17 protein-coding genes are annotated in these 20,486 nt (G+C 32.1%); 10 read left to right on the top strand and 7 right to left on the bottom strand.

The window, feature by feature from the left end; translation table 11 throughout:
• Nucleotides 1–251 precede the first annotated feature (251 nt).
• The 4 genes from ACUUYC_RS07570 (at nucleotide 252) to ACUUYC_RS07585 (ending at nucleotide 5,028) form a co-directional block, all read left to right on the top strand.
• Nucleotides 252–770 (top strand): RNA polymerase sigma factor, encoded by a 519-nt coding sequence (locus ACUUYC_RS07570; RefSeq protein WP_474265050.1) that lies wholly within the window; start codon nucleotides 252–254, stop codon nucleotides 768–770.
• Between the two features lie 52 nt (nucleotides 771–822).
• Nucleotides 823–1,731 (top strand): FecR family protein, encoded by a 909-nt coding sequence (locus tag ACUUYC_RS07575; protein ID WP_474265051.1) that lies wholly within the window; start codon nucleotides 823–825, stop codon nucleotides 1,729–1,731.
• Between the two features lie 58 nt (nucleotides 1,732–1,789).
• Nucleotides 1,790–4,390, top strand: a complete 2,601-nt coding sequence (locus tag ACUUYC_RS07580) for a carboxypeptidase-like regulatory domain-containing protein (protein ID WP_474265052.1) — start codon at nucleotides 1,790–1,792, stop codon at nucleotides 4,388–4,390.
• An 86-nt stretch (nucleotides 4,391–4,476) separates the two neighbouring features.
• Nucleotides 4,477–5,028, top strand: a complete 552-nt coding sequence (locus ACUUYC_RS07585; protein ID WP_474265053.1) for a GNAT family N-acetyltransferase — start codon at nucleotides 4,477–4,479, stop codon at nucleotides 5,026–5,028.
• Between the two features lie 26 nt (nucleotides 5,029–5,054).
• Here ACUUYC_RS07585 and ACUUYC_RS07590 read toward each other — a convergent pair whose 3' ends face one another.
• Both ACUUYC_RS07590 and ACUUYC_RS07595 read right to left on the bottom strand, forming a co-directional pair.
• A complete protein-coding gene (locus ACUUYC_RS07590) occupies nucleotides 5,055–6,215 on the bottom strand; it encodes a DNA polymerase III subunit (RefSeq protein WP_474265054.1) in 1,161 nt (386 codons plus the stop codon).
• Between the two features lie 52 nt (nucleotides 6,216–6,267).
• The gene (locus tag ACUUYC_RS07595) at nucleotides 6,268–6,621 is read right to left on the bottom strand and encodes a dihydroorotase (RefSeq protein WP_474265055.1); all 354 of its coding nucleotides are present in this window, start codon (nucleotides 6,619–6,621) and stop codon (nucleotides 6,268–6,270) included.
• Nucleotides 6,622–7,042: 421 nt separating this feature from the next.
• Here ACUUYC_RS07595 and ACUUYC_RS07600 point away from each other — a divergent pair, with 421 nt between their 5' ends.
• The 6 genes from ACUUYC_RS07600 (at nucleotide 7,043) to ACUUYC_RS07625 (ending at nucleotide 15,268) form a co-directional block, all read left to right on the top strand.
• Complete coding sequence (locus ACUUYC_RS07600) at nucleotides 7,043–7,612, top strand: hypothetical protein (RefSeq protein WP_474265056.1); 570 nt, start codon at nucleotides 7,043–7,045, stop codon at nucleotides 7,610–7,612.
• Nucleotides 7,613–7,836: 224 nt separating this feature from the next.
• Nucleotides 7,837–8,904: a DUF2652 domain-containing protein gene (locus tag ACUUYC_RS07605; protein ID WP_474265057.1), complete on the top strand. Its 1,068-nt coding sequence runs from the start codon at nucleotides 7,837–7,839 to the stop codon at nucleotides 8,902–8,904.
• A gap of 7 nt (nucleotides 8,905–8,911) precedes the next feature.
• Nucleotides 8,912–10,099: a phosphoglycerate kinase gene (locus tag ACUUYC_RS07610; RefSeq protein WP_474265058.1), complete on the top strand. Its 1,188-nt coding sequence runs from the start codon at nucleotides 8,912–8,914 to the stop codon at nucleotides 10,097–10,099.
• 152 nt (nucleotides 10,100–10,251) lie between these two features.
• Nucleotides 10,252–11,907, top strand: a complete 1,656-nt coding sequence (locus ACUUYC_RS07615) for a LysM peptidoglycan-binding domain-containing protein (protein ID WP_474265059.1) — start codon at nucleotides 10,252–10,254, stop codon at nucleotides 11,905–11,907.
• 25 nt (nucleotides 11,908–11,932) lie between these two features.
• Nucleotides 11,933–12,919 (top strand): DUF4837 family protein, encoded by a 987-nt coding sequence (locus tag ACUUYC_RS07620; RefSeq protein ID WP_474265061.1) that lies wholly within the window; start codon nucleotides 11,933–11,935, stop codon nucleotides 12,917–12,919.
• Nucleotides 12,920–13,141: 222 nt separating this feature from the next.
• Complete coding sequence (locus ACUUYC_RS07625; RefSeq protein WP_474265062.1) at nucleotides 13,142–15,268, top strand: Tex family protein; 2,127 nt, start codon at nucleotides 13,142–13,144, stop codon at nucleotides 15,266–15,268.
• A 14-nt stretch (nucleotides 15,269–15,282) separates the two neighbouring features.
• Here ACUUYC_RS07625 and ACUUYC_RS07630 read toward each other — a convergent pair whose 3' ends face one another.
• The 5 genes from ACUUYC_RS07630 to ACUUYC_RS07650 all read right to left on the bottom strand — a co-directional run bounded on the left by ACUUYC_RS07630 (nucleotide 15,283) and on the right by ACUUYC_RS07650 (nucleotide 20,483).
• Nucleotides 15,283–16,431, bottom strand: a complete 1,149-nt coding sequence (locus tag ACUUYC_RS07630; protein WP_474265064.1) for an alpha/beta fold hydrolase — start codon at nucleotides 16,429–16,431, stop codon at nucleotides 15,283–15,285.
• 88 nt (nucleotides 16,432–16,519) lie between these two features.
• Entirely contained in the window at nucleotides 16,520–17,278 is a 759-nt protein-coding gene (locus ACUUYC_RS07635; RefSeq protein WP_474265065.1) for a LytTR family DNA-binding domain-containing protein, read from the bottom strand.
• A 254-nt stretch (nucleotides 17,279–17,532) separates the two neighbouring features.
• Nucleotides 17,533–18,387 (bottom strand): acyl-CoA thioester hydrolase/BAAT C-terminal domain-containing protein, encoded by an 855-nt coding sequence (locus tag ACUUYC_RS07640; protein WP_474265066.1) that lies wholly within the window; start codon nucleotides 18,385–18,387, stop codon nucleotides 17,533–17,535.
• 66 nt (nucleotides 18,388–18,453) lie between these two features.
• Nucleotides 18,454–18,966: a Crp/Fnr family transcriptional regulator gene (locus tag ACUUYC_RS07645; RefSeq protein ID WP_474265067.1), complete on the bottom strand. Its 513-nt coding sequence runs from the start codon at nucleotides 18,964–18,966 to the stop codon at nucleotides 18,454–18,456.
• 56 nt (nucleotides 18,967–19,022) lie between these two features.
• Nucleotides 19,023–20,483, bottom strand: coding sequence for a TlpA family protein disulfide reductase (locus ACUUYC_RS07650; RefSeq protein ID WP_474265068.1), 1,461 nt, complete (start codon nucleotides 20,481–20,483; stop codon nucleotides 19,023–19,025).
• Nucleotides 20,484–20,486 lie beyond the last annotated feature (3 nt).

A 20,486-nucleotide genomic window follows, 5' to 3' on the forward strand; every position in this document is an offset into this window, starting at 1 on the left:
AATTTAAATGTTAAAATCATCAAGAATTACTTGCTAACTACCCTTTTTTATTGAGCATGCTGGCGTTTTTCACTTTTTTAAGATTTAATTTATTTTTTTTGAAATTTAAAATATTACTACAATTCATTTTTATATACGCTTAAAATTCAGATGATATTTTTCTGCAATTTTAGTAGTTTAATAACGTTAAAGTTATCTAAAAATAAAATTGCGTAATTTTGAAAAAATTGAAAAACTAATTTTAAGAATTAATGGCTACAGATACAGAGGAAAAATCTGTTTGTGAATCAAAAAACTTTGAAACCATATTCAATACCAATGCCGAAACACTTCGCAATTTTATTTTTTACAAATGCGGAAGTCAACAACAAGCAGAAGATATTGTACAAGAAGCGTTCATAAAACTTTGGAAAAATTGTGCGAAAGTATTTTTTACCAAAGCCAAGTCGTTTTTGTATACGGTAGCTAACAATACATTTTTAAATGAAGTTGCGCATGAAAAAGTAGTTTTAAAATACAAACAGTTAAATACAGGCAAAGTTTCTAATGAAACGCCCGAATTTATCTTAAGAGAAAAAGAATTTCAAGAAAAGCTACAACGCACTATTGCAAAACTACCCGACGGACAAAGAGAAGTTTTTTTACTCAACAGAATTGACAAAAAAACATATAAAGAAATAGCAGAAATTATAGGACTTTCTGTGAAAGCTGTGGAAAAAAGAATGCATAAAGCATTAATAACGCTAAGAAAAGAAATAGGAAATATATAAAAATGGTAGGGTTTTCTCCGAGAAAACTGTTCTATTACCGAATCAAGTAGAAATGATGGAAGATAAATATGACGATACATTTTTAGCAAGATGGCTAAATGGTGATATTTCAGCGGCGGAAAAAACTCGTTTTGAAAGGGCTGAGGAGTATCAAGATTACATTAAAATCATTGAAGGAACTAACCAATTAGAAGCACCTTCATTTGATAAAGAAAGCCTATTGTCAAAAATTCACGATAAAAAAGAAACAAAAACAAGAAGATTAATTCCTTCTTGGATGTATGCAGCTGCCGCAGTTTTAGTATTGGTAGTAGGTTTTGCATATGTATACTCAACAGCTGGAGAAACGTTTGAAACTGGTTACGGAAATCAACTAGTAGTTGCATTACCAGATGGATCTGAAGCAATACTAAACGCAAAATCAAGTATTACATTTGATGAAAACTCTTGGGAAGACAATAGAACACTTTCACTTACTGGAGAAGCATATTTCAAAGTAAAAAAAGGAGAAAAATTTACAGTAACTACAAATTCTGGAACTGTTGAAGTTCTTGGAACGCAATTTAATATCCGAACTGCAAAGAACTTATTTGAAGTAAAATGTACGGAAGGAAAAGTAAAAGTTGCTACTTCAAACGATGAAACTGCAATTTTAACAGTTGGAAAAGCATTTTCTAAATTAGATGGAGAAACATCAAATTGGAGCTTCGATATCAAAGATGAAACATGGAGAGAAGGAGAAAGCAATTTCCGCGTAATCCCTTTAAAACATGTTATTGACGCCATTCAAAATCAATACAATATTACATTCATATACGATAACATAGACACTGCACAACGCTTTACAGGAAGTTTTTCTCATAAAAATTTGAAACTTGCTTTACGTACAGTCTTTGTTCCTATGGAAATTTCATATACTTTTAAGGACGAAAATACAGTTATCCTTAAAAAGGCGAAATAAGCCCAACTTTTTAACAACAAAAAAGCTTTCGCCTATTAGAGATTTACCATAAACGTATATGAGAAGAATTATAAGTGTTGTTTTACTACTCATCACACATACATTGTTTGCTCAAAACAATGTAGATCTCTCGTTTACAAATGAACCACTTCAAGAAGTCTTAACAACCATTGAAAAAGCATACGATATAAAATTTTCATATCGTGCAGAATTGGCAAAAGACAAACGAATTACATTTACGCTAAAAGATGCTACTTTAAATACTGTATTTCAACGATTACAAGAACAAGCATTTATTGTTTTTGAAAAAGTAAATGAGCGGTATTACATTATTCGGAATCAAACACAAAAAGGAAAAATACGAATCTGTGGAGTATTAGTTGATGCCCAAAATCAATTGCCAATTATTGATGCTTCTGTCGTAAACAAAACACAATCCAAAGGAACAGTTTCCAATGCAAAAGGATACTTTGAACTCTTCTTAGCATTTCCGTCAGATACGATTGAAATTAGATATTTAGGCTATAAGCCGAAACAAATTCTTGCGAAAGAATTACAAGGAAAACCTTGTGCAAACGTTCCATTAACTGCGGAAAAATTTAGCCTAAAAGAAGTACTCATTAGTAACTATCTTACTTCTGGAATCGCTAAACAAAAAAATGGTGCGCTAACCATTTCGCCATCAAAGCTTGGAATTTTACCAGGACTTACAGAACCCGATGTATTACAAAGTATTCAATTATTGCCAGGAGTTCAAAGTCCAAATGAAACGGCTTCAGGTTTATTCATTCGTGGTGGAACACCTGATCAAAACCTAATTCTTTGGGACGGAATAAAAATGTATCATTCGGGTCACTTTTTTGGTTTAATATCTGCATTCAATCCATATGTAATAGAAGAAGTTTTTGTCCATAAAAGTGGAACGGAAACACGATATGGTGATCGAATTTCGGGTGTAATTAACATTCAAACTGATACCAAAGTTCCTGAAAAACTTTCGGGTGGATTCGGATTCAACATGACACATGCTGATGCATATTTAAAAGTCCCTATTACTAAAAAGTTTGGCGTTACAATGTCTGTGCGTAGAGCATTTACAGATGCTTGGGAAACATTTACCTATGATAACTTTTCTGAACGTGTATTTCAAAATACCAAAATTACAAAAGGTACTGAAGTCGCAGAAAATATATTCTCTGAAACAACAAACAAGTTCTTTTTTACAGATTATACAGTAAAATTCATTGGAAAACTTTCGGATAAAGACGAAATAAATATCAGTAATTTGATGACGAAAAATGAACTCGATTTTGGTTCTAAAATTGAATTCTTTGAAGAAACATCACGCGATCAATTAAGTATAAAAAATGCTGGTTTAAGTGGATATTGGAAACGACAATGGAATGAAAAATTTTCGCATGAACTGAGTATCTATCATTCAAAATTTGATTTTGATTATTTAGGAAAATTTCAAGGAGATGTAATTCAATTAGTAGAAGAAGATCAAAAACGAAATACCATCAGGGATATTGGATTTTCATACGACACTTCCTGGGAAATCAACGAAAAAAATGGAATCGATTCAGGATATCAATTTTCATCAAATGATGTATCGTATAGCTTTTCAGGGTTTAGTGCCGATGAAGATGGTGTTGATAGATATTTAGTAGCTGAGGAAAGTATCAATAATTCGCATGCATTATACACTTCCTATAAATACAATGATCAAAAAAGTTTAATTATTAATGCCGGATTACGTGCAAACTATTTTAGTACAACAAGAGAACTATTTTTAGAACCGCGTTTACACATTGAAAAAAAGCTTAATAAAAGCTTTAGTGCAACACTTTCAATGGAATTAAAACACCAAGCGGTAAGTCAAATCATAGAATTTAATACAGCAAACTTAGGCTTGGAAAATCAAGTTTGGGCAATAGCCAATGGTGATGAATTTCCAGTATTAAAAAGTCAACAAATATCAACAGGTTTTCTATTCAACAAAAATGGTTGGCGTGTAGATGTTGATGGTTATTACAAAATTATAAAAGGACTAACTTCCTTAAATAGAAGTTTTGGAAGCACAAGTGTTATTGAAACCTACTCAGAAGGAAAAAGTAATGTGTACGGAGTTGATATCTTAGTACAAAAGAAAATTAACAACTATCAAACCTGGATGGGTTATTCATATACAGATAACAACTTTACATTTTCGCAAATAAATAACGGACTTACATTTCCTGGAAACTATGACATTCGCCATTACTTCCGTTGGGCACATGCATACACAATTAACAACTTTAAATTCTCACTAGGTTGGAACTACCGTACAGGAAAGCCATACACGCCTGTAACGTCAGAAACACAAACAAATGGAGACTTATTCGTCTTTATTGGAGAAACGAACAGAGCGCGCATCTCTGACTATCATCGTTTAGATTTTTCGGGTACGTACGCTTTTAATTTTGACAAAAAGAAAAAATGGAAAGGAAAAGTAGGTCTTTCAATACTCAATATCTACAATCGTAAAAACTTACTAGAGCGTTATTACGAAATCAGACCTTTCTTAAACGATGATAATGATATTCAATTCCGCTTACAAACGGTAGATAACTTATCACTTGGCTTAACGCCGAATTTAGTTTTTAGAGTTGACTTTTAGTAAAACTCAATGTTGCTTTTACAGCAGATTATTCTCGCTTTACTACAAACTACATTTAAAAAAATTACCTAATACACAACTGAAAGATGACTGGTATCGAAATACTTACAGAAAGAATAAAACTAAGATTAATTGAAGCATCGGATTTACATTCGATTCACGCATTACATTCTTTGCCAGAAACAGATGAATTTAATGCACTTGGAATTCCAAAAAATAGTGAAGAAACCAAAAGTATCATCGAACCTTGGATTGAAGCACATAAACTACCTGTTATAAAAAATTACACTTTTGCCATTGAAAACAAATCAGATACACAATTCATGGGTTTATTTGGATTAAAACTTGGAAGTGAAAAATACAAACGAGGAGAAGTTTGGTATAAAATACATTCCGATTTTTGGAAAAAAGGCTACGCAACAGAATCTTTAAAAGCGATTATAAATTTTGGATTTGAAACGCTAAAACTACACCGAATTCAAGCTGGATGTGCTGTAGAAAATATTGGCTCCATAAAAGTATTGGAAAAAGCTGGAATGATACGAGAAGGGCGTGGAAGACAAATATTGCCTTTAAAATCAGGTTGGTCAGACAATTTTGAATATGCTATTCTAGAAAGTGATGAACGAATAAAATAGTGTGACTTCACTTAAAGATAAAAAAACTACAACGCCTGATCTTTTCGATGCAACAATCGCGTAAGCTTAATGGATAAATCCGTTAAAACAATCTTAGAATTTCCGTTTCGTTCAATGTGATAAATAGCGTCTTGCAATTCCTTAGAAATATCTAAAATATTATTTCCATGTACAAAAGGAGCAAATTTCTCCAAGAAAAACCCTTTAGTATGCGGTTCAAAAAACACCAAATCGGTTGCGGTATAATTTTGTAACAAGGCTTGTCTAAAAAGATTTAGGCAAAAGCCTAAAAATTTCTTCTGAGTTTCGCGGCCAGTTTTGGCAACTTCTTCACTCCAAGAAATCAAATCACGAACGGCAGTTTTATTTCCCTTTGCTTTAAAAGCAGATCGAACCCAATCTACAAACCAAGTTTCAAATAGCAAATCTTCCGAATCTTGATGTACCAAATCAACGGCTTTGTTATAATTTCCATTGGATTGATGTGCAATTTTTGTCGCTTCAGCTTCCGAAACGTTCAAATTAGCAATCAATGATTCCTTAATAGCTTGTTCGCCTAAAGGAGGAAAATGTAAAATTTGACAACGCGAACGAATTGTATTAATAATTTGTTCTTCGTCTTCAGCAATTAAAATAAAAAGAGTCTTATTTGGCGGTTCTTCAATTAGCTTTAATAACTTATTGGCTGCAGCTGTATTCATACGTTCAGCCATCCAAATAATCATCACTTTATAACCACCTTCATACGATTTCAGCGCAAGCGATTTTACAACATCTAACGCTTCGTCAACACCGATCTGTCCTTGTTTATTATCAATTCCGAGCAACTTGTACCAATCAAACAAATTTCCATATGGTTGCTCTTTGATAAACTGTCGCCATTCTTCCAGAAAATGTTTTGAAACAGGATGACTTTTCACTTTATGATTTCCCGCTACAGGAAACGCAAAATGCAAATCGGGATGTGAAATATTGCTGAATTTCAAATTACAAGCTTCGTTTCCACCCGAATTTTCACCTTCAACATTAGTACACAACACATATTGTGCGTAGGCAACCGCCATTGGAAGTGTGCCACAACCTTCTGGACCTACAAAAAGCTGCGCGTGTGGAATTCGTCCTGCATCAGCACTTAATGTAAGATGTTTTTTAATATGTGTTAATCCTAAAATATCTTGGAAAAGCATGTCGCAAATATAGGAGTATCCAAGAATAAAACGTTCGTTCTAGAAAGATTTCTTAGTTTAATAAAAGTTCTTTTTGACCAATAGCTTCATCAATATTTACAGTAATATATTTATGACTGTTGAAAAAAGCTTGGTTAGATGTTAGTGTAATAGTAGCAATCATGCTTCCATCTTTCTTCTTCTCTACAGAAGTTACAGTAACTTTTGCGCCTTTAATTCTTTTATAACTCGCAATACCACCTTTTTTGATAATCAAATTTGCTTTTGGGAAATTGATATGCTTATAATTATTATTGTAAGCTTCTCCAATAACAAAAATATCACCTGCTTTAACATTGGTATTTTGTGCAAATAAAACACTTGAGAAAAAACTAAAAAGGACAGCTAAAAAAAGATGTTTTTTCATAATAAAAAAATGAAGATTATAGATACTTCAAGATAACAAAAAATTGCGGAATCATAAATTAAACTAGATGATTTTTTCAACTTGATAAAAAAGTATAGTTCTTTTTAATTCTTCTTCTTTTTAGACGCAAGGTGCTTACTATCAAAGTATTTGGTGTTAGTTTAAAATGCCTTAGAAAAGCATGTGACAAACTATAGTTGTAACCTTATAATTTTTCATGAAAACCTTTACGAAGATGTATTCTAAAAAAACACGAGTCAACTTTTGTCGAAAAAGTGTTCTTTTCTGAAGAGTAGAAAGTAGTAAAACCCTATAGATAACTTTGACTTTTGATACGTTTATTGTAGTTTTAACTATAACTGAATTTATAGAAATAAAATTGATTTAATTGTACTAGAAATAGCAAGAATTCTTGCCATATATGTTAACCGTTATAGAAAAAATGAACGCAGAAGAGTTTTACAATCATATCGTTAAACTTCCTGAATCTTATGAAAATCGAGATTTGGAAGAATATCTTTTAGCACTTTTTAAAATAGTTGAAGTAAATAAATCTAAAGACTTAACATATGAATTAGTGGTTAAAATGATTCAAGATGCTTTTAATTCTGAACCTCTAGAATTTAAGAACGAATGGTTAAAATGTGATAATGCGCCCGATGAAAATCGAATAAGTAAAAAATTTACCAATCCTGAAATCAATCAATCAATTGACAAGTCAAACTTCTCGAATTTAAGTCCTTATAATTTTACAATAGAAGTTTTAAAATTTCAAATAGCAGAACTTCATAAAATGAAAGGTAAACAATTAGAAGACAAATACAGGTATTTTGGTATTGAATCAGAAACTGGAAATTATTGGTATAATTTTGACCCTTTTGGGAATTTAGAATGTGGAGCAAGATGCATGGAAAATAATGAAGTAAATTTTAATTCATTAAACTGGTCTATTATTGGAGAGTTACTTGAAAATGGAAGAATATACGAATAACCATTAATGAAAAATAGCTATGGTTAATAGTATACAATTAATAACGATTTTCATTGTAGACAAAAAAAGGAATTATTCGTTATTGTGTTAACTGAATTATTGCAGATGAAGAATTAGATATCTTAGTTCCTAAACTTTTAAAAAGTGATTAACAAGGAATCATCAATAATTACGACAAACTCAATATCTTTACACAAACTCGATAATAAACTACAAAAAACAACATGGCGGACAAAGCGCTTCTTTTCATTCCTGATATTTCTGGATTTACCGAATTTGTACAACATACGGCAATTCAACACAGTCGTCATATCATTTCCGAACTCTTAGAACTATTGATAGATAATAACATTGTGGGTTTGCAATTAGCTGAAATAGAAGGTGATGCGTTGTTTTTTTATAGAATAGGTGATGTAGATATTAATCAAGTTCGCGAGCAAGTCAAAAGAATGTATATAGCGTTTCATACGTATTTAAAACGCTATGAATATGAAAAAATTTGTCAATGTGGCGCATGTTCATCCGTATACAATCTTTCATTAAAATTTGTCATTCACTATGGTGACATAGAATTTATTTCAGTAAAAGATACCAACAAACCATATGGACCTAATGTCATCAAAGTACATCGATTACTTAAAAATGAAGTGCCAATTTCTGAATATGCACTATTTTCAGAAGAAGTAGACAAAGAAGCTGTTTCACAATTAGAAAATCAATTACAAGCGAATTATGATTTTGGTCAGATAACATATGCATATGAACCACTTTCTCACTACAAAGCAGAACTTCCAAAAATTTCGCCAATTCCTGATAATGTGCCAAAACACAATTTGTACAGCGAAGAAGCAAGCATCAATATGCCAATTTTGGAACTCTATGAAATCATTAGCAATTTTGACTATCGTTTGTTGTGGTCAAAAGGTATTGATAAAGTAGAATATGAAAAAAATCGTGTCAATCGTGTTGGAGATAAACACAAATGTTTAATTGATAAAAGTGTACTTAATCCGACAACAGTTACAAAAAAAGCAAACAAAGATCAATTGGTATATGGTGAGTCTACAATGGAAGTTCCTTTCACTAAAAAATTGAATATCTATTATGTGTTAGAATCTGAAAATGAGCAAAAAACACGCCTTCGTATCGAAGTATTTGTCGATTTTAAGCCATTCGGCATCTTACTAAAACGTTTGATGAAAAAAAACTTCAAAAAAGTCATTCCCGAAAATATAAAAGAACTTATATTGCTTGCCGATTCAGGATTTAAAACAACAATAACCGAAAAATAAAATACTTGTGAAAACGCTAAACGATTTTAACTTTAAAGATAAAAAAGCACTCATCCGTGTAGATTTTAACGTACCATTAAACGATCAATTTGAAGTAACAGACGACACTCGTATTCGTGCTGCAAAACCAACAATCATCAAAATACTAGAAGATGGTGGAAGTTGTGTATTAATGTCACACTTAGGAAGACCAAAAGGATTTCAAGAAGAATTTTCATTGCGTCACATTGCAGAAACGGTTTCTCAAGTTATTGGTGTACAAGTAAAATTTGCAGGAAACTGTATCGGTGAAGAAGCTGAAAAAGCAGTTGCAGGCTTAGAAGAAGGAGAAGTATTATTACTAGAAAATTTACGTTTTCACGAAGAAGAAAAAGCAGGTGATGAAGCATTTGCTGCACAACTTGCTAAATTAGGAGATATCTATGTAAATGATGCCTTCGGAACAGCACACAGAGCACATGCATCTACAGCTGTTATTGCACAAAATTTTACAGACAAAAAATGTTTTGGACTATTACTAGCGAAAGAAATAGAAAGTATTTCTAAAGTAATGGAAACTGGCGAAAAACCAGTAACGGCAGTTCTTGGAGGTGCAAAAGTATCTTCAAAAATCACCATTATTGACAACATTTTAGACAAAATAGATCACCTAATAGTTGGTGGAGGAATGACATTTACATTCATCAAAGCACAAGGTGGAAGCATTGGAGACTCTTTAGTTGAAGATGATAAATTAGAACTGGCAAAAGAAATAATGAAGCAAGCTGCGGCTAAAAATGTAACGATTCATTTACCGGTAGACTCTGTAATTGCAGATGCATTTGCCAATGATGCAAACACGAAAGTTGTAGACGTAACTCAAATTCCTGATGGTTGGATGGGATTAGACGCTGGACCAGCTACACAAGCTAAATTTGCTGAGGTTATTGCATTATCAAAAACGATTCTTTGGAATGGACCATTAGGTGTTTTTGAAATGCCAAACTTTGCCAAAGGAACCATTGCTTTAGGACATGCTATTGCGGATGCTACTAAAAATGGAGCTTTCTCACTCGTTGGTGGTGGAGACTCTGTAGCAGCGGTAAAACAATTTGGTTTTGAACCAAAAGTAAGCTACGTAAGTACAGGTGGCGGTGCCATGTTAGAAAGCTTAGAAGGAAAAACATTGCCAGGAATTGCTGCGATTTTAGCGTAAAAATGCAATACAAATATCATATATAAAAAAGTCTAATTCTCGTAGTTAGACTTTTTTAGTATATGAGAATTTCAAAATTCGAAGAAAAAACACGAATTTAGCAGCAATCGCGTTTCTATATATAGAACACATAAAAAAACAACCTACAATAGATGAAATATCTCTTTACCATATTTTTTGTATTCATTGCGTTCATCGGACATGCACAAGAAGATGAAAAAACTCCTGAAAAAGTAAAAGAAACGCCAAAACCAACGTTCAAAATTATCAAAGACACAATCATCTTAGATGGTAAAAAAACGGTGATGATTGATACGATCTATTTTGACACGAAAAACGAAATTAAACGTAATACAAGTGACATTCTTCCTGAAATAGACAGTACAACTGTTATGCTCGATGGAAGAAAAGAATTGACAAAAATTGAGGAGAAATATGAATTGCAGGACAACAAATTTGCTGCTACAATTGATAGTCTTTGGTTGCGTGAATTAGGTGGCGCTGACTTATTTGATACTATTCACAAAGAAATTTCAGAACTTAAATACGATCCTGTTGTATATCAAGAACTACCAACTGATACGCTAAAAGCACGTTTGGAACGACTCAACGCCAAAACACCATTTAACATTGAATACAATCCTTCATTAGAAAGTGTTATTCGTAGATTCTTAAAACGAAGAAAAAAATCAATGGAACGTTTAATGAAAGTAAGTCAATACTACTTTCCAATGTTTGAACAAGAGTTAGACAATTATGACATTCCATTAGAAGTAAAATACTTAGCCATTGTAGAATCTGCTTTAAACCCAAGAGCACGCTCACGTGTTGGAGCAACAGGACTTTGGCAATTTATGTACAGAACAGGAAAAGAATACGATTTAAACGTAAGTTCCTATGTTGATGAACGTAGCGATCCTGAAAAATCGACCAAAGCAGCCTGTCAATACTTAGCAAGATTATACCGAATATTTGGCGATTGGGATTTAGCATTAGCGGCGTATAACTCAGGTCCTGGAAACGTTTCAAAAGCAATTAGACGTTCTGGAGGTTATGAAAATTACTGGAATATTCGTAAAAACCTACCGCGTGAAACAGCAGGATATTTACCAGCTTTCTTAGCAACAATGTACATCTTTGAATATGCAGATGAACACGGTTTTCAAGTAGAAAAAATAGAAGTTCCACACTTTGCTACCGACACAATTCAAGTAAAAGAAATACTCACATTTGATCAAATATCAGAAGTATTAAATGTAAAAGTAGAAGACTTACAATTCTTCAATCCATCATACAAACTAGATGTTATTCCTAATGTAAAAGGAAAAAACTATGCATTGCGTTTGCCTGTAAAAGAAGTTGGAAAATTTGTAAACAATGAAGATGCAATTTACGCCTTAGCGAAAGAAGAATTAGCAAAACGCGAAAAACCATTGCCTCAACTTTTTGAAATGGACAAGCGTACACGTTATCGTGTAAAAAATGGAGACTACTTAGGAAAAATTGCACGCCGTTTTGGTGTGCGAGTTAGTGATTTAAAACGCTGGAATGGACTTCGATCTAACAGGTTACGAATAGGGCAACGCTTAACGGTTTATCCCAAAAAGCCAGGTTTTTCAGGTAAAAAACCAAGCAAGAAGAAAAAAAATACAGGAAATGCAAAAACCTATGTTGTCAGGTCTGGCGACTCTTTGTGGAGCATTGCGCAAAAATTTCCAGGTGTTTCTGTGAAGAATATCAAAAAATGGAATGATATTAGCGGTAATAAACTAAAACCAGGAATGACCTTGCAGGTTTCCAAGAAATAAAAACAACTAATAAAAATAAGATCTCGTGAAAAAATTATATGCAATCATATTTGTTTTGGCAATATTCACTTCTTGTGAAGACAGAAAAAATAGTGAAAGAGCAGAAGAATATTTGCCAGAATCCTACGGAAAAGTAAATTTACTTACTATTGTTGTAGATGACGATTTATGGAACGGAGCAGTTGGTGACAGCATACGAAGTATTTATGCAGCGCCAACCGATGGTTTAGCTATTGAAGAACCAATATTCTCTATAAAACACATCAGTCCACAAGTATTTGACGGAATATTGACAAAATGTAGAAGTGTTGTCTTTGTAAAATCGTCAGACAAAAAACAGTTCAAAATCAAAGAAAACATATACGCAAAACCGCAAAAAATAGTATATGTTACAGGAACTGATGATGAAATTATATCACAACTCAAAGAAAATGCAAGAGAATCAATAACAACCTTAAAACTAAACGAATTACGCTCAAAGCAAAAATTCATTCAAGGTTCACTTACGCGAGATAAAACACTAGATGAAACATTAGGAATTTCTCTAAACATTCCTTCTGCGTATAAAATGGTAAAACAAGAAAACAACTTTGTATGGTTTGAACGCGAAGTTCCAAAAGGAACCATGAATATCATTGCATACACGTTGCCATTTGGAAGTATTCCAAAAGATTCTACAACGATTGATGCCATTATTCAAATGCGCGATTCTATCGGAGAAGCATACGTGCCTGGTAGAGATCCAAAAAGAATGCACATGATTACTGAAAAAGCCTATGCGCCATATTTGTATGATGCAATTGTAGACAACAAACCAGCCTTTGAAACCAAAGGGAGATGGGAAATGAAAAACTTCCATATGGCTGGTCCATTTCTTAACTATATTGTAGAAGACAAACAACACGACAGATTGGTGGTTATAGAAGGATTAGTATTTGCGCCGTCGGAAGAAAAAAGAGACTTCATGTTTGAAATAGAAGCAGTCTTAACATCATTAAAAATCAAAGAATAACAACATACATTAAAATCGATAAAAGCACATGAGTTTATAACTTATGTGCTTTTTTTATGTTTTATAATATCGCTTTCGCTGAAATGTACTCGGAACAAGTTGATGACCTAAAACTGTAAAAAAGAGTAATAATTCAATCCAAAAAATAGTAAATTGCAGCATTCAAAAGCGCGCATCATTTAATCGTTGAATCATTCAATTATTAAATTAAAAAACACCTTCATGACCGAACTTCAATACATTCAATCACAACTTTCATTACCAGAAAAAAGTATCCTTAAAACGATTCAACTACTAAATGAAGATTGTACAATTCCGTTTATTTCTCGCTATCGAAAAGAAATGACGGGAAACTTGGATGAAGTTCAAATTGGTCAGATTGTGAAACTAAAAGCCGCTTATACAGAATTAGAAAAAAGGCGAGAAGCCATTCTAAAATCTATTACAGAACAAGATGCATTAACGCCACAATTACAGGAAAAAATTGCACAAGCGAAAACCTTAATAGCGTTAGAAGATATCTACTTACCGTACAAGAAAAAACGAAAAACAAAAGCGTCTATAGCCAAAGAAAACGGATTAGAATCGTTGGCAAAAATTATCATGAAACAACAACATGAAGATGTTGAATATGCAGCAAACCGTTTTGTAAAAGGAGAAGTTGCTTCTGTAGAAAAAGCAATAGAAGGTGCGCGACATATTATTGCAGAGTGGATTAACGAAAACGAATACGTTAGAAATAGAATAAGACGTCTCTATCAACGAAAAGCAACGATTACAACCAAAGTGGTCAAAGCAAAAAAAGAAGACGAGACAGCGCAGAAATACAAACAATATTTTGATTGGAGCGAATCACTTCACAGAACACCATCGCATCGATTATTAGCGATGTTACGTGCGGAAAATGAAGGTTACATCAAAGTAAAAGTTACTGTTGACAAAGAAGAAGCTTTAGATATCATTGATAAATTGATCATTAAAACAGATATAAAATCATGTACAGATCAAGTATTTATTGCTATTGAAGATGCGTACAAACGTTTGTTGTCGCCTGCAATTGTAAATGAAGTCATGAATGATGTAAAAGGAAAAGCAGACGCAACAGCAATTTCAGTTTTTGCAGATAATTTGAAGCAATTATTACTCGGCGCACCATTAGGTCAAAAACGAGTGTTGGCACTTGATCCAGGTTTCAAATCGGGTTGTAAAGTGGTTTGTTTGGATGAAAAAGGTGATTTATTACACAATGAAAACATCTATCCACATCCGCCACAGCGAAAAATTACCGAAGCAGGAAAAAAAATACGATCATTAGTAAATGCATACAAAATAGAAGCCATTGCTATTGGAAATGGAACGGCTTCACGCGAAACAGAATTTTTTATCAAAAAAATTCAGTTCGATCGCGATTTACAAGTTTTTATCGTCAATGAAGCAGGTGCATCTGTGTATTCTGCTTCAAAAATAGCGCGAGCTGAATTTCCAAATTATGATGTCACAGTTCGTGGTGCGGTTTCTATAGGAAGACGTTTAAAAGATCCATTAGCCGAACTTGTAAAAATTGATCCGAAAGCAATCGGTGTTGGACAATATCAGCACGATGTTGATCAAACCAAACTCAAAGAAGAACTCGATACTGTTGTTATGAGTTGTGTAAATGCGGTTGGTGTAAATGTAAATACGGCAAGTAGCGCATTGCTGAGTTATGTGTCTGGAATTGGCGCAAATTTGGCAGAAAATGTTGTGAAATTTAGAACTGAAAACGGGAAAATTGATTCAAGAAGTAGTTTGAAAAAAGTACCAAGATTAGGTCCAAAAGCTTTTCAGCAAGCAGCAGCGTTTTTACGAATTAGAGATGCAAAACATCCGTTAGATAATTCTACTGTGCATCCTGAAAGTTACCATATTGTTGAAAAAATGGCGAAAGATGCAAAAATTTCTGTCGAAGAGTTAATTGGAAATAAAGAAGTTTTAAGCAATATCAAACTTGAAAGTTATTGTACAGAAATTATAGGGTTGCCGACTTTAAACGATATTGTTAAAGAATTAGAAAAACCTGGCGTTGATCCACGAAAAGCAGCAAAACTCTTTGAATTTGATAAGAATGTAAAGAAGATTTCGGATGTAAAAGTTGGAATGTCTTTACCTGGAATTGTAAACAATATTACCAATTTTGGTTGTTTTGTAGACATCGGAATTAAGGAAAGTGGTTTGGTTCATATTTCAAAATTGGCGAATGAATTTATCAGCGATGTCAATTCGGTTGTCAAACTACACCAACATGTAACGGTTACCGTTGTTGAGGTTGACGAAAGTAGAAAACGAATTCAGTTGTCTATGATTGATTAATGATATTCATTCTTTTATCTATTACTTAATAGTTGTGATAGTTTTTTATGAAACTCCTGTGGTTTATCAATCCAAATATTGTGACCTGCATTTTGAAAAACGTGCATTTTTACTTTATCAGATTGTTTTATATATCTTTTGTATAATCTTAAGTTCCAGTCACCAACTTCATGTGTTCCCAACATGTAATCTATTTTCCCAGAATGATTTTCAATATAAGGCAAATAATTTATGGGAGCTATAAACTTGTTTGTGTCTGTTGTATCCAAAGTACCTTTTTTGAATTGCCTTTCTTTCCAGTAAAACTTTAATCCAAACAAAAAAGAAATATTACTTTCTGGACCAATTAGTTCATTTATTTTAGGATTATAAAAACCTACGCCACCTGTCGTTTCAGACCATTTATTAATATCATAAATTTGAGTTGAAGAAGAGTTTATTTTATAGTTTAGGTATATATATTCAGCAGCTGTTTTGTCAACGGTATGTTTTATTTTTTTTAATTCTTCTTTGATTTCGTTTCTGCTTGTGAAAGCTTCTCTTTCTGCTTGTGAAGTAAATAAATCATGAAAAGCAGCATTAGAATCTGGGAATTTTGGAACAAAGCCAGATATAATTATAATATCACCTATATTATCAGGGAATTTTTTCATGTATTCATAGGCTAAAAGTGCGCCCATAGAATGTGCTACTATTTTTATTTTTTCAACCTTTAAAGCTCTTCTTAATAACTCAAGATCATTCACCATATTTTCTAGCGTTATATATTTTTCAAAATCAAAATCTGGAACAGGCGATCGTAAAGATCCTCTTTGATCAAAGTAAACGAGATGAAATTTATCTTCAAAAGGTTTCATAAAGGTTCGCATATAATCGTGTGTCATACCAAAACCTCCATGAAGTGTTACAATAGTTTCGCCTTCTCCAATTTCTTTTATGTAAATAGGAACATTATCAGGAGTATATAAAAACCATTCAAACTCTTTACCAAAGTAATTTTTTATTTTTCTTTCAGAATTTTCACTTTTAGAAATTTCAGGCAATGCATAGGTAACACTTCTATCTCTAAAGAAGTATAAAACAATGAGCGTACATACAAATAGAGATGAAATAAGGAACAACCATTTTTTAGGTTTGTTAATTTTCTTTATTGAATTAATCATTTGTTTCGTTTTTTACAAACAAACGATACTTAGTAAAGTATACAGTGATTTTTTTATTGAACTAAGGGAATTTTCAATTGAATAAGCACTAATTTGAAGCCTCTAAAAGCCACTCTCTAAAAAGTGCAGATTTTGTGTTTGAAGTATAAAGTGTTGTGCTATTATTTATAATTTTTATGGCCAACCTATCTTTAAAATAAGGTTCAAAAGATTCAACCTTTTCAATATTCACAATTTCAGAACGATTAATTCTAAAGAATTTTACAGGATTCAATTTAGATTCTAACAAGTTTAACGTTGTGATTGTTAATGGCTTTTTTTTGTTAGTATTCGTATAAGCAAAAACAACACCTTCTTCAATTTTAAAGAATAAAATTTGAGAAATAGGAATCAACTCTGTTTTCTTGTTTGATAAGGAAGGAATACGGGTTAAATATTTATTTAAAGCCAAACTCATTTCGGCATTATCAGCGGTTAGTTTTTTATTTTTTATAGCTGTAGTTCTTGTAAAATAAACTATTGTATGGTAGGATAGTATTAGTAATAAAAGAAAGTTTATAAATATTATTTGCTGTTTTAAAAATGTAAAACCTAATGACCATTCATCTCTTAAAAAACCATTTAATAACCAAGAGCTTAAGAAAAATAATAGCAGACTAGTAAAGAAACTCACGAAAAAACTAATGGTAAACATAGATTTTGAAAACCTATGTATAGCTCTATTAATAAAAGTATCAATTTTGTAGACAATGAAGATGACTAAACAGCCTAAAAAACTTAATGAAAAACCAGCATCAGAATAATAATTTATAGCATCAGAATCTTGTGCAAATAATACTGCAATCATAAACGTATAAGCAAAAGAGAGTATCGTTATTAATGCTATAACAATTGAATATCTTTTTATGTGAGTGTTAAGCTTGACTTTATGTGTGAGTTTAGTATAAATAATTGTTTACACGTATGTGAAACAAGAATCTTAGTTTTTATAACTTTAATTACAGTTAAAACTACAATAATCTTATCCTAAGTCAAAGCCTTCATTAGGATTTTTGAATTGCATCTAAATTTCTTGTTTTTATTCTTTCTCAGAAATTACTTTTACTTCTTCACAGGAAATTTGTGTTTCAGAAAATTAAAAACCAATTCAAAATGCTGTAAAGGTTCCGCATGCGAACCTACAATGGCAACATGTTCTGTATAGTATTGAAAATTGTGTTGCTTCAGTCTATTCATCATTTTGTTACACATTGGTGTTGTTGGAGCAATTTCATCTTCGGTTGCAGAAATTAATAAAATAGGCGCTTTTATATTTTCAACCTTAATCAATGCTTTCTTTTCGGCTTCTTTATCTTGTAACATGGCTTCAAATGTGCCGCGTAAATCACGTTTCATTAAAAAAGGAACCGAAGCTTCATTTACAGGAACAAAAGGTAATTCAGTAGTATTAAAAGTCCAAGATGAACTTGTAAAATGATTGGTATTTCCTGGGAAAACGGCATGACTTGGTACAATTCCGACAACACAATCAATATCGTCGTAATAACTTGCAATTAACAATGCTAAATCGCCTCCACGCGAACCGCCAACAATGGCAATTCGTTCAGCATCTACTTTTGTGTGTTGTGTTGCTTTTACAATGGCATTATGTACATCTTCAAGAGCAATTTTTTCTAAAAGTTGAGGTGTATCTTTTGCATTAAAATAGCCAATTGCTAAAAAAGCATAACCTTTTTCAATAAACTGATCTCTGGTTTTTTTCCAATAGTCACTCGTCCAAGCATTTCCACCTTCCGAACCACCAAGTCCAACAATTAAAGGTTGTTTTTTGCCTTTTCCAAGATATAAAATAGCTTCTGTGTTTTTGGTTGGAAGTGTTTCTTGTGCATAAAATATTGTGGTAGAAACTAAGAAAAATAATAAGAATATGCGTTGTATGTTTTTTGATGAAATCATAGTTGTTTACTTTTTATACAAAGTAACTTCATCACAACTTCAAAACTTTTGATCTAGATCAAATAATCATTTTTCGGCACGAATTCTACTTAAGGTTTCCTGTGTAATTCCAATATAAGAAGCTACCATTCCTAAAGGAATACGATGATAAATAGCATGATAAGTTTCAAGAAAATGAGTGTATTTTTCTTTGGCAGAAGCAAAACGCATCGATGTAATTCGTTCCATTAAATGTCCAAAAATTGTTCCCATAGAAAGTCGTGAATAGCGTTCCATTTCTGGAAAATTATCAAACAAATATCCTAAGTCATTTATGTGCAATGAAAAAGCTTCTGTAGTTTCAATTGCGTCAATATAATAGATGTCTTTTTTCCGTTGCATGAAGCTTTTCGGAGAATTTATCCATTCATTTTCACTACAAAAATACTCGCTGATTTCTTTTCCATCTTTTAAAAAATAAGTGCGTAGCATTCCTTTTCTGATAAAATAACTTGTCGTAGAAATTTGATTTGCATCTAATATGAGTTCGCCTTTTTTAAAGGTAATAAGGTGCAGTCGATTCTCTAATTCAGCTTTCAATTCATCAGAAAGTTTGATAAACTGCTCAAAATGTTCAAATATGTTTTCGGTAGTTTCTATAATAATTGTTTTTGAATTAATTCGACTAACGCTTTTGTACTTGGTCTTGGCGCATCTGTATCTATAATTTTACCTGTTTTATCAAACAACAAATATCGTGGAATCGTTTTGATATTATAGTTTTTATAAAGATTGGTTTTTTTCCAGTTTGAAATAATATAATTATGTGTTTCTAACTGAATTTTTTCCACTTTTGAAGCTCTTTCCCAAGCGTTGAAATCTGTATCAATAGAAATTTCAATAACTTGTAATTCATCTTCGTTAAAAGTAGCTTTCAAATTTTTTAATGCAGGCATTTCTTGTCTACAAGGTGAACACCAACTTGCCCAAAAATCGACAAGTACAATTTTACCTTTTTGGTTTGCTAATACTTCTTCAAAAGTAAAAGTTCGATCTTCAATTAAATTACTCAAAAGTCCAACAGTTCTATTTGTTGAATTTAGTTTTTTAGTATTCGTATCTAAGTCTGTCAAAACAGCATTCCATTTTTCTTCTAAGGTCTTATTTGTATTAAACGCATTGAATTTATCAAGATATTTTTTGAATTTACTTTTTTCTAAAAAATAAATACTTTTTAAGTACGAATTAAGCATTACTTCTTTTGAAGCAGTATTCAAAAAAGTTTCTTTTGCGAGAATCAAATCAAATCGTTTTGAATTTTTGACTCTTCTCTCTTTTTTAAAATAGGTATAATCAATATAAGCTCTAATCGCAAAAATATATTCTTGATTATCAAGTAAGTTGGCATCATTCAATTGAATTCCGATATTATCTAAGTCAATAACTTCATTTTTTTGATTTGCTCTTCTGATCTTATTTGCGGCATATTTTAGTTGTGCAAGTTGTTTTTTCTCATGAAAAAAAGTAGTTGTTATTTTGTCAATTTCCATCAAACTATCAAGTAAAAAATGTGCGTTTGCAAGTGATTTTTCTGGATTTACAGAAGAAATTGGGTATTTTTTAGTGGTGTCGAGCACAATTCCGCCTTCGCGAATATTCTTCTTAAACAGTAAGTAATCAAAATTATATTCTGCCCAATTCCTTGTACTGTTTGGAATTTCAAATACTGGAAAACCGACATGTTTTGTGTTCGATATTCGGATGCTATCAATAGCAATCACAACACTATCTCCTTTTTCAAGATTCAATTTGTAATTAAAGGAAACAAAAGGATCGCCGCCTAAAATTCGTATGTTTTTTTCGGTTGGAATTGTAACAGAAGTTCGTTGCTTTTTTTCCCCCAAGTATATCATATCAGGTTTATCCTGAAATTCATCAACAAAAAGGTTTGTGAAAAACTCATCAATAGTATCGTGAACACTGATAACAATTTCATTTTTCTTTTCTATATTAATTTTTTCTGTTGGAACAGGAAGTTTGGTTTGTGGTATTTTTTTTGGCTCACTTTTACATTGACAAAGTAAGATAAAAGCGAAAATCGGTAGTAGTTTTTTCATGAA

This window comes from Kordia sp. E, assembly GCF_056033805.1.

What these genes read in the sequence shown, in the direction of transcription:
- ACUUYC_RS07575 (WP_474265051.1), top strand. Translation starts at nt 823, where the DNA reads ATGATGGAAGATAAATATGACGATACATTTTTAGCAAGATGGCTAAAT.
- ACUUYC_RS07595 (WP_474265055.1), bottom strand. Translation starts at nt 6,621, where the DNA reads ATGAAAAAACATCTTTTTTTAGCTGTCCTTTTTAGTTTTTTCTCAAGT.
- ACUUYC_RS07600 (WP_474265056.1), top strand. Translation starts at nt 7,043, where the DNA reads ATGTTAACCGTTATAGAAAAAATGAACGCAGAAGAGTTTTACAATCAT.
- ACUUYC_RS07635 (WP_474265065.1), bottom strand. Translation starts at nt 17,278, where the DNA reads ATGATTGCAGTATTATTTGCACAAGATTCTGATGCTATAAATTATTAT.
- ACUUYC_RS07640 (WP_474265066.1), bottom strand. Translation starts at nt 18,387, where the DNA reads ATGATTTCATCAAAAAACATACAACGCATATTCTTATTATTTTTCTTA.
- ACUUYC_RS07590 (WP_474265054.1), bottom strand. Translation starts at nt 6,215, where the DNA reads ATGCTTTTCCAAGATATTTTAGGATTAACACATATTAAAAAACATCTT.
- ACUUYC_RS07585 (WP_474265053.1), top strand. Translation starts at nt 4,477, where the DNA reads ATGACTGGTATCGAAATACTTACAGAAAGAATAAAACTAAGATTAATT.
- ACUUYC_RS07630 (WP_474265064.1), bottom strand. Translation starts at nt 16,431, where the DNA reads ATGATTAATTCAATAAAGAAAATTAACAAACCTAAAAAATGGTTGTTC.
- ACUUYC_RS07615 (WP_474265059.1), top strand. Translation starts at nt 10,252, where the DNA reads ATGAAATATCTCTTTACCATATTTTTTGTATTCATTGCGTTCATCGGA.
- ACUUYC_RS07580 (WP_474265052.1), top strand. Translation starts at nt 1,790, where the DNA reads ATGAGAAGAATTATAAGTGTTGTTTTACTACTCATCACACATACATTG.
- ACUUYC_RS07605 (WP_474265057.1), top strand. Translation starts at nt 7,837, where the DNA reads ATGGCGGACAAAGCGCTTCTTTTCATTCCTGATATTTCTGGATTTACC.
- ACUUYC_RS07570 (WP_474265050.1), top strand. Translation starts at nt 252, where the DNA reads ATGGCTACAGATACAGAGGAAAAATCTGTTTGTGAATCAAAAAACTTT.
- ACUUYC_RS07650 (WP_474265068.1), bottom strand. Translation starts at nt 20,483, where the DNA reads ATGAAAAAACTACTACCGATTTTCGCTTTTATCTTACTTTGTCAATGT.
- ACUUYC_RS07625 (WP_474265062.1), top strand. Translation starts at nt 13,142, where the DNA reads ATGACCGAACTTCAATACATTCAATCACAACTTTCATTACCAGAAAAA.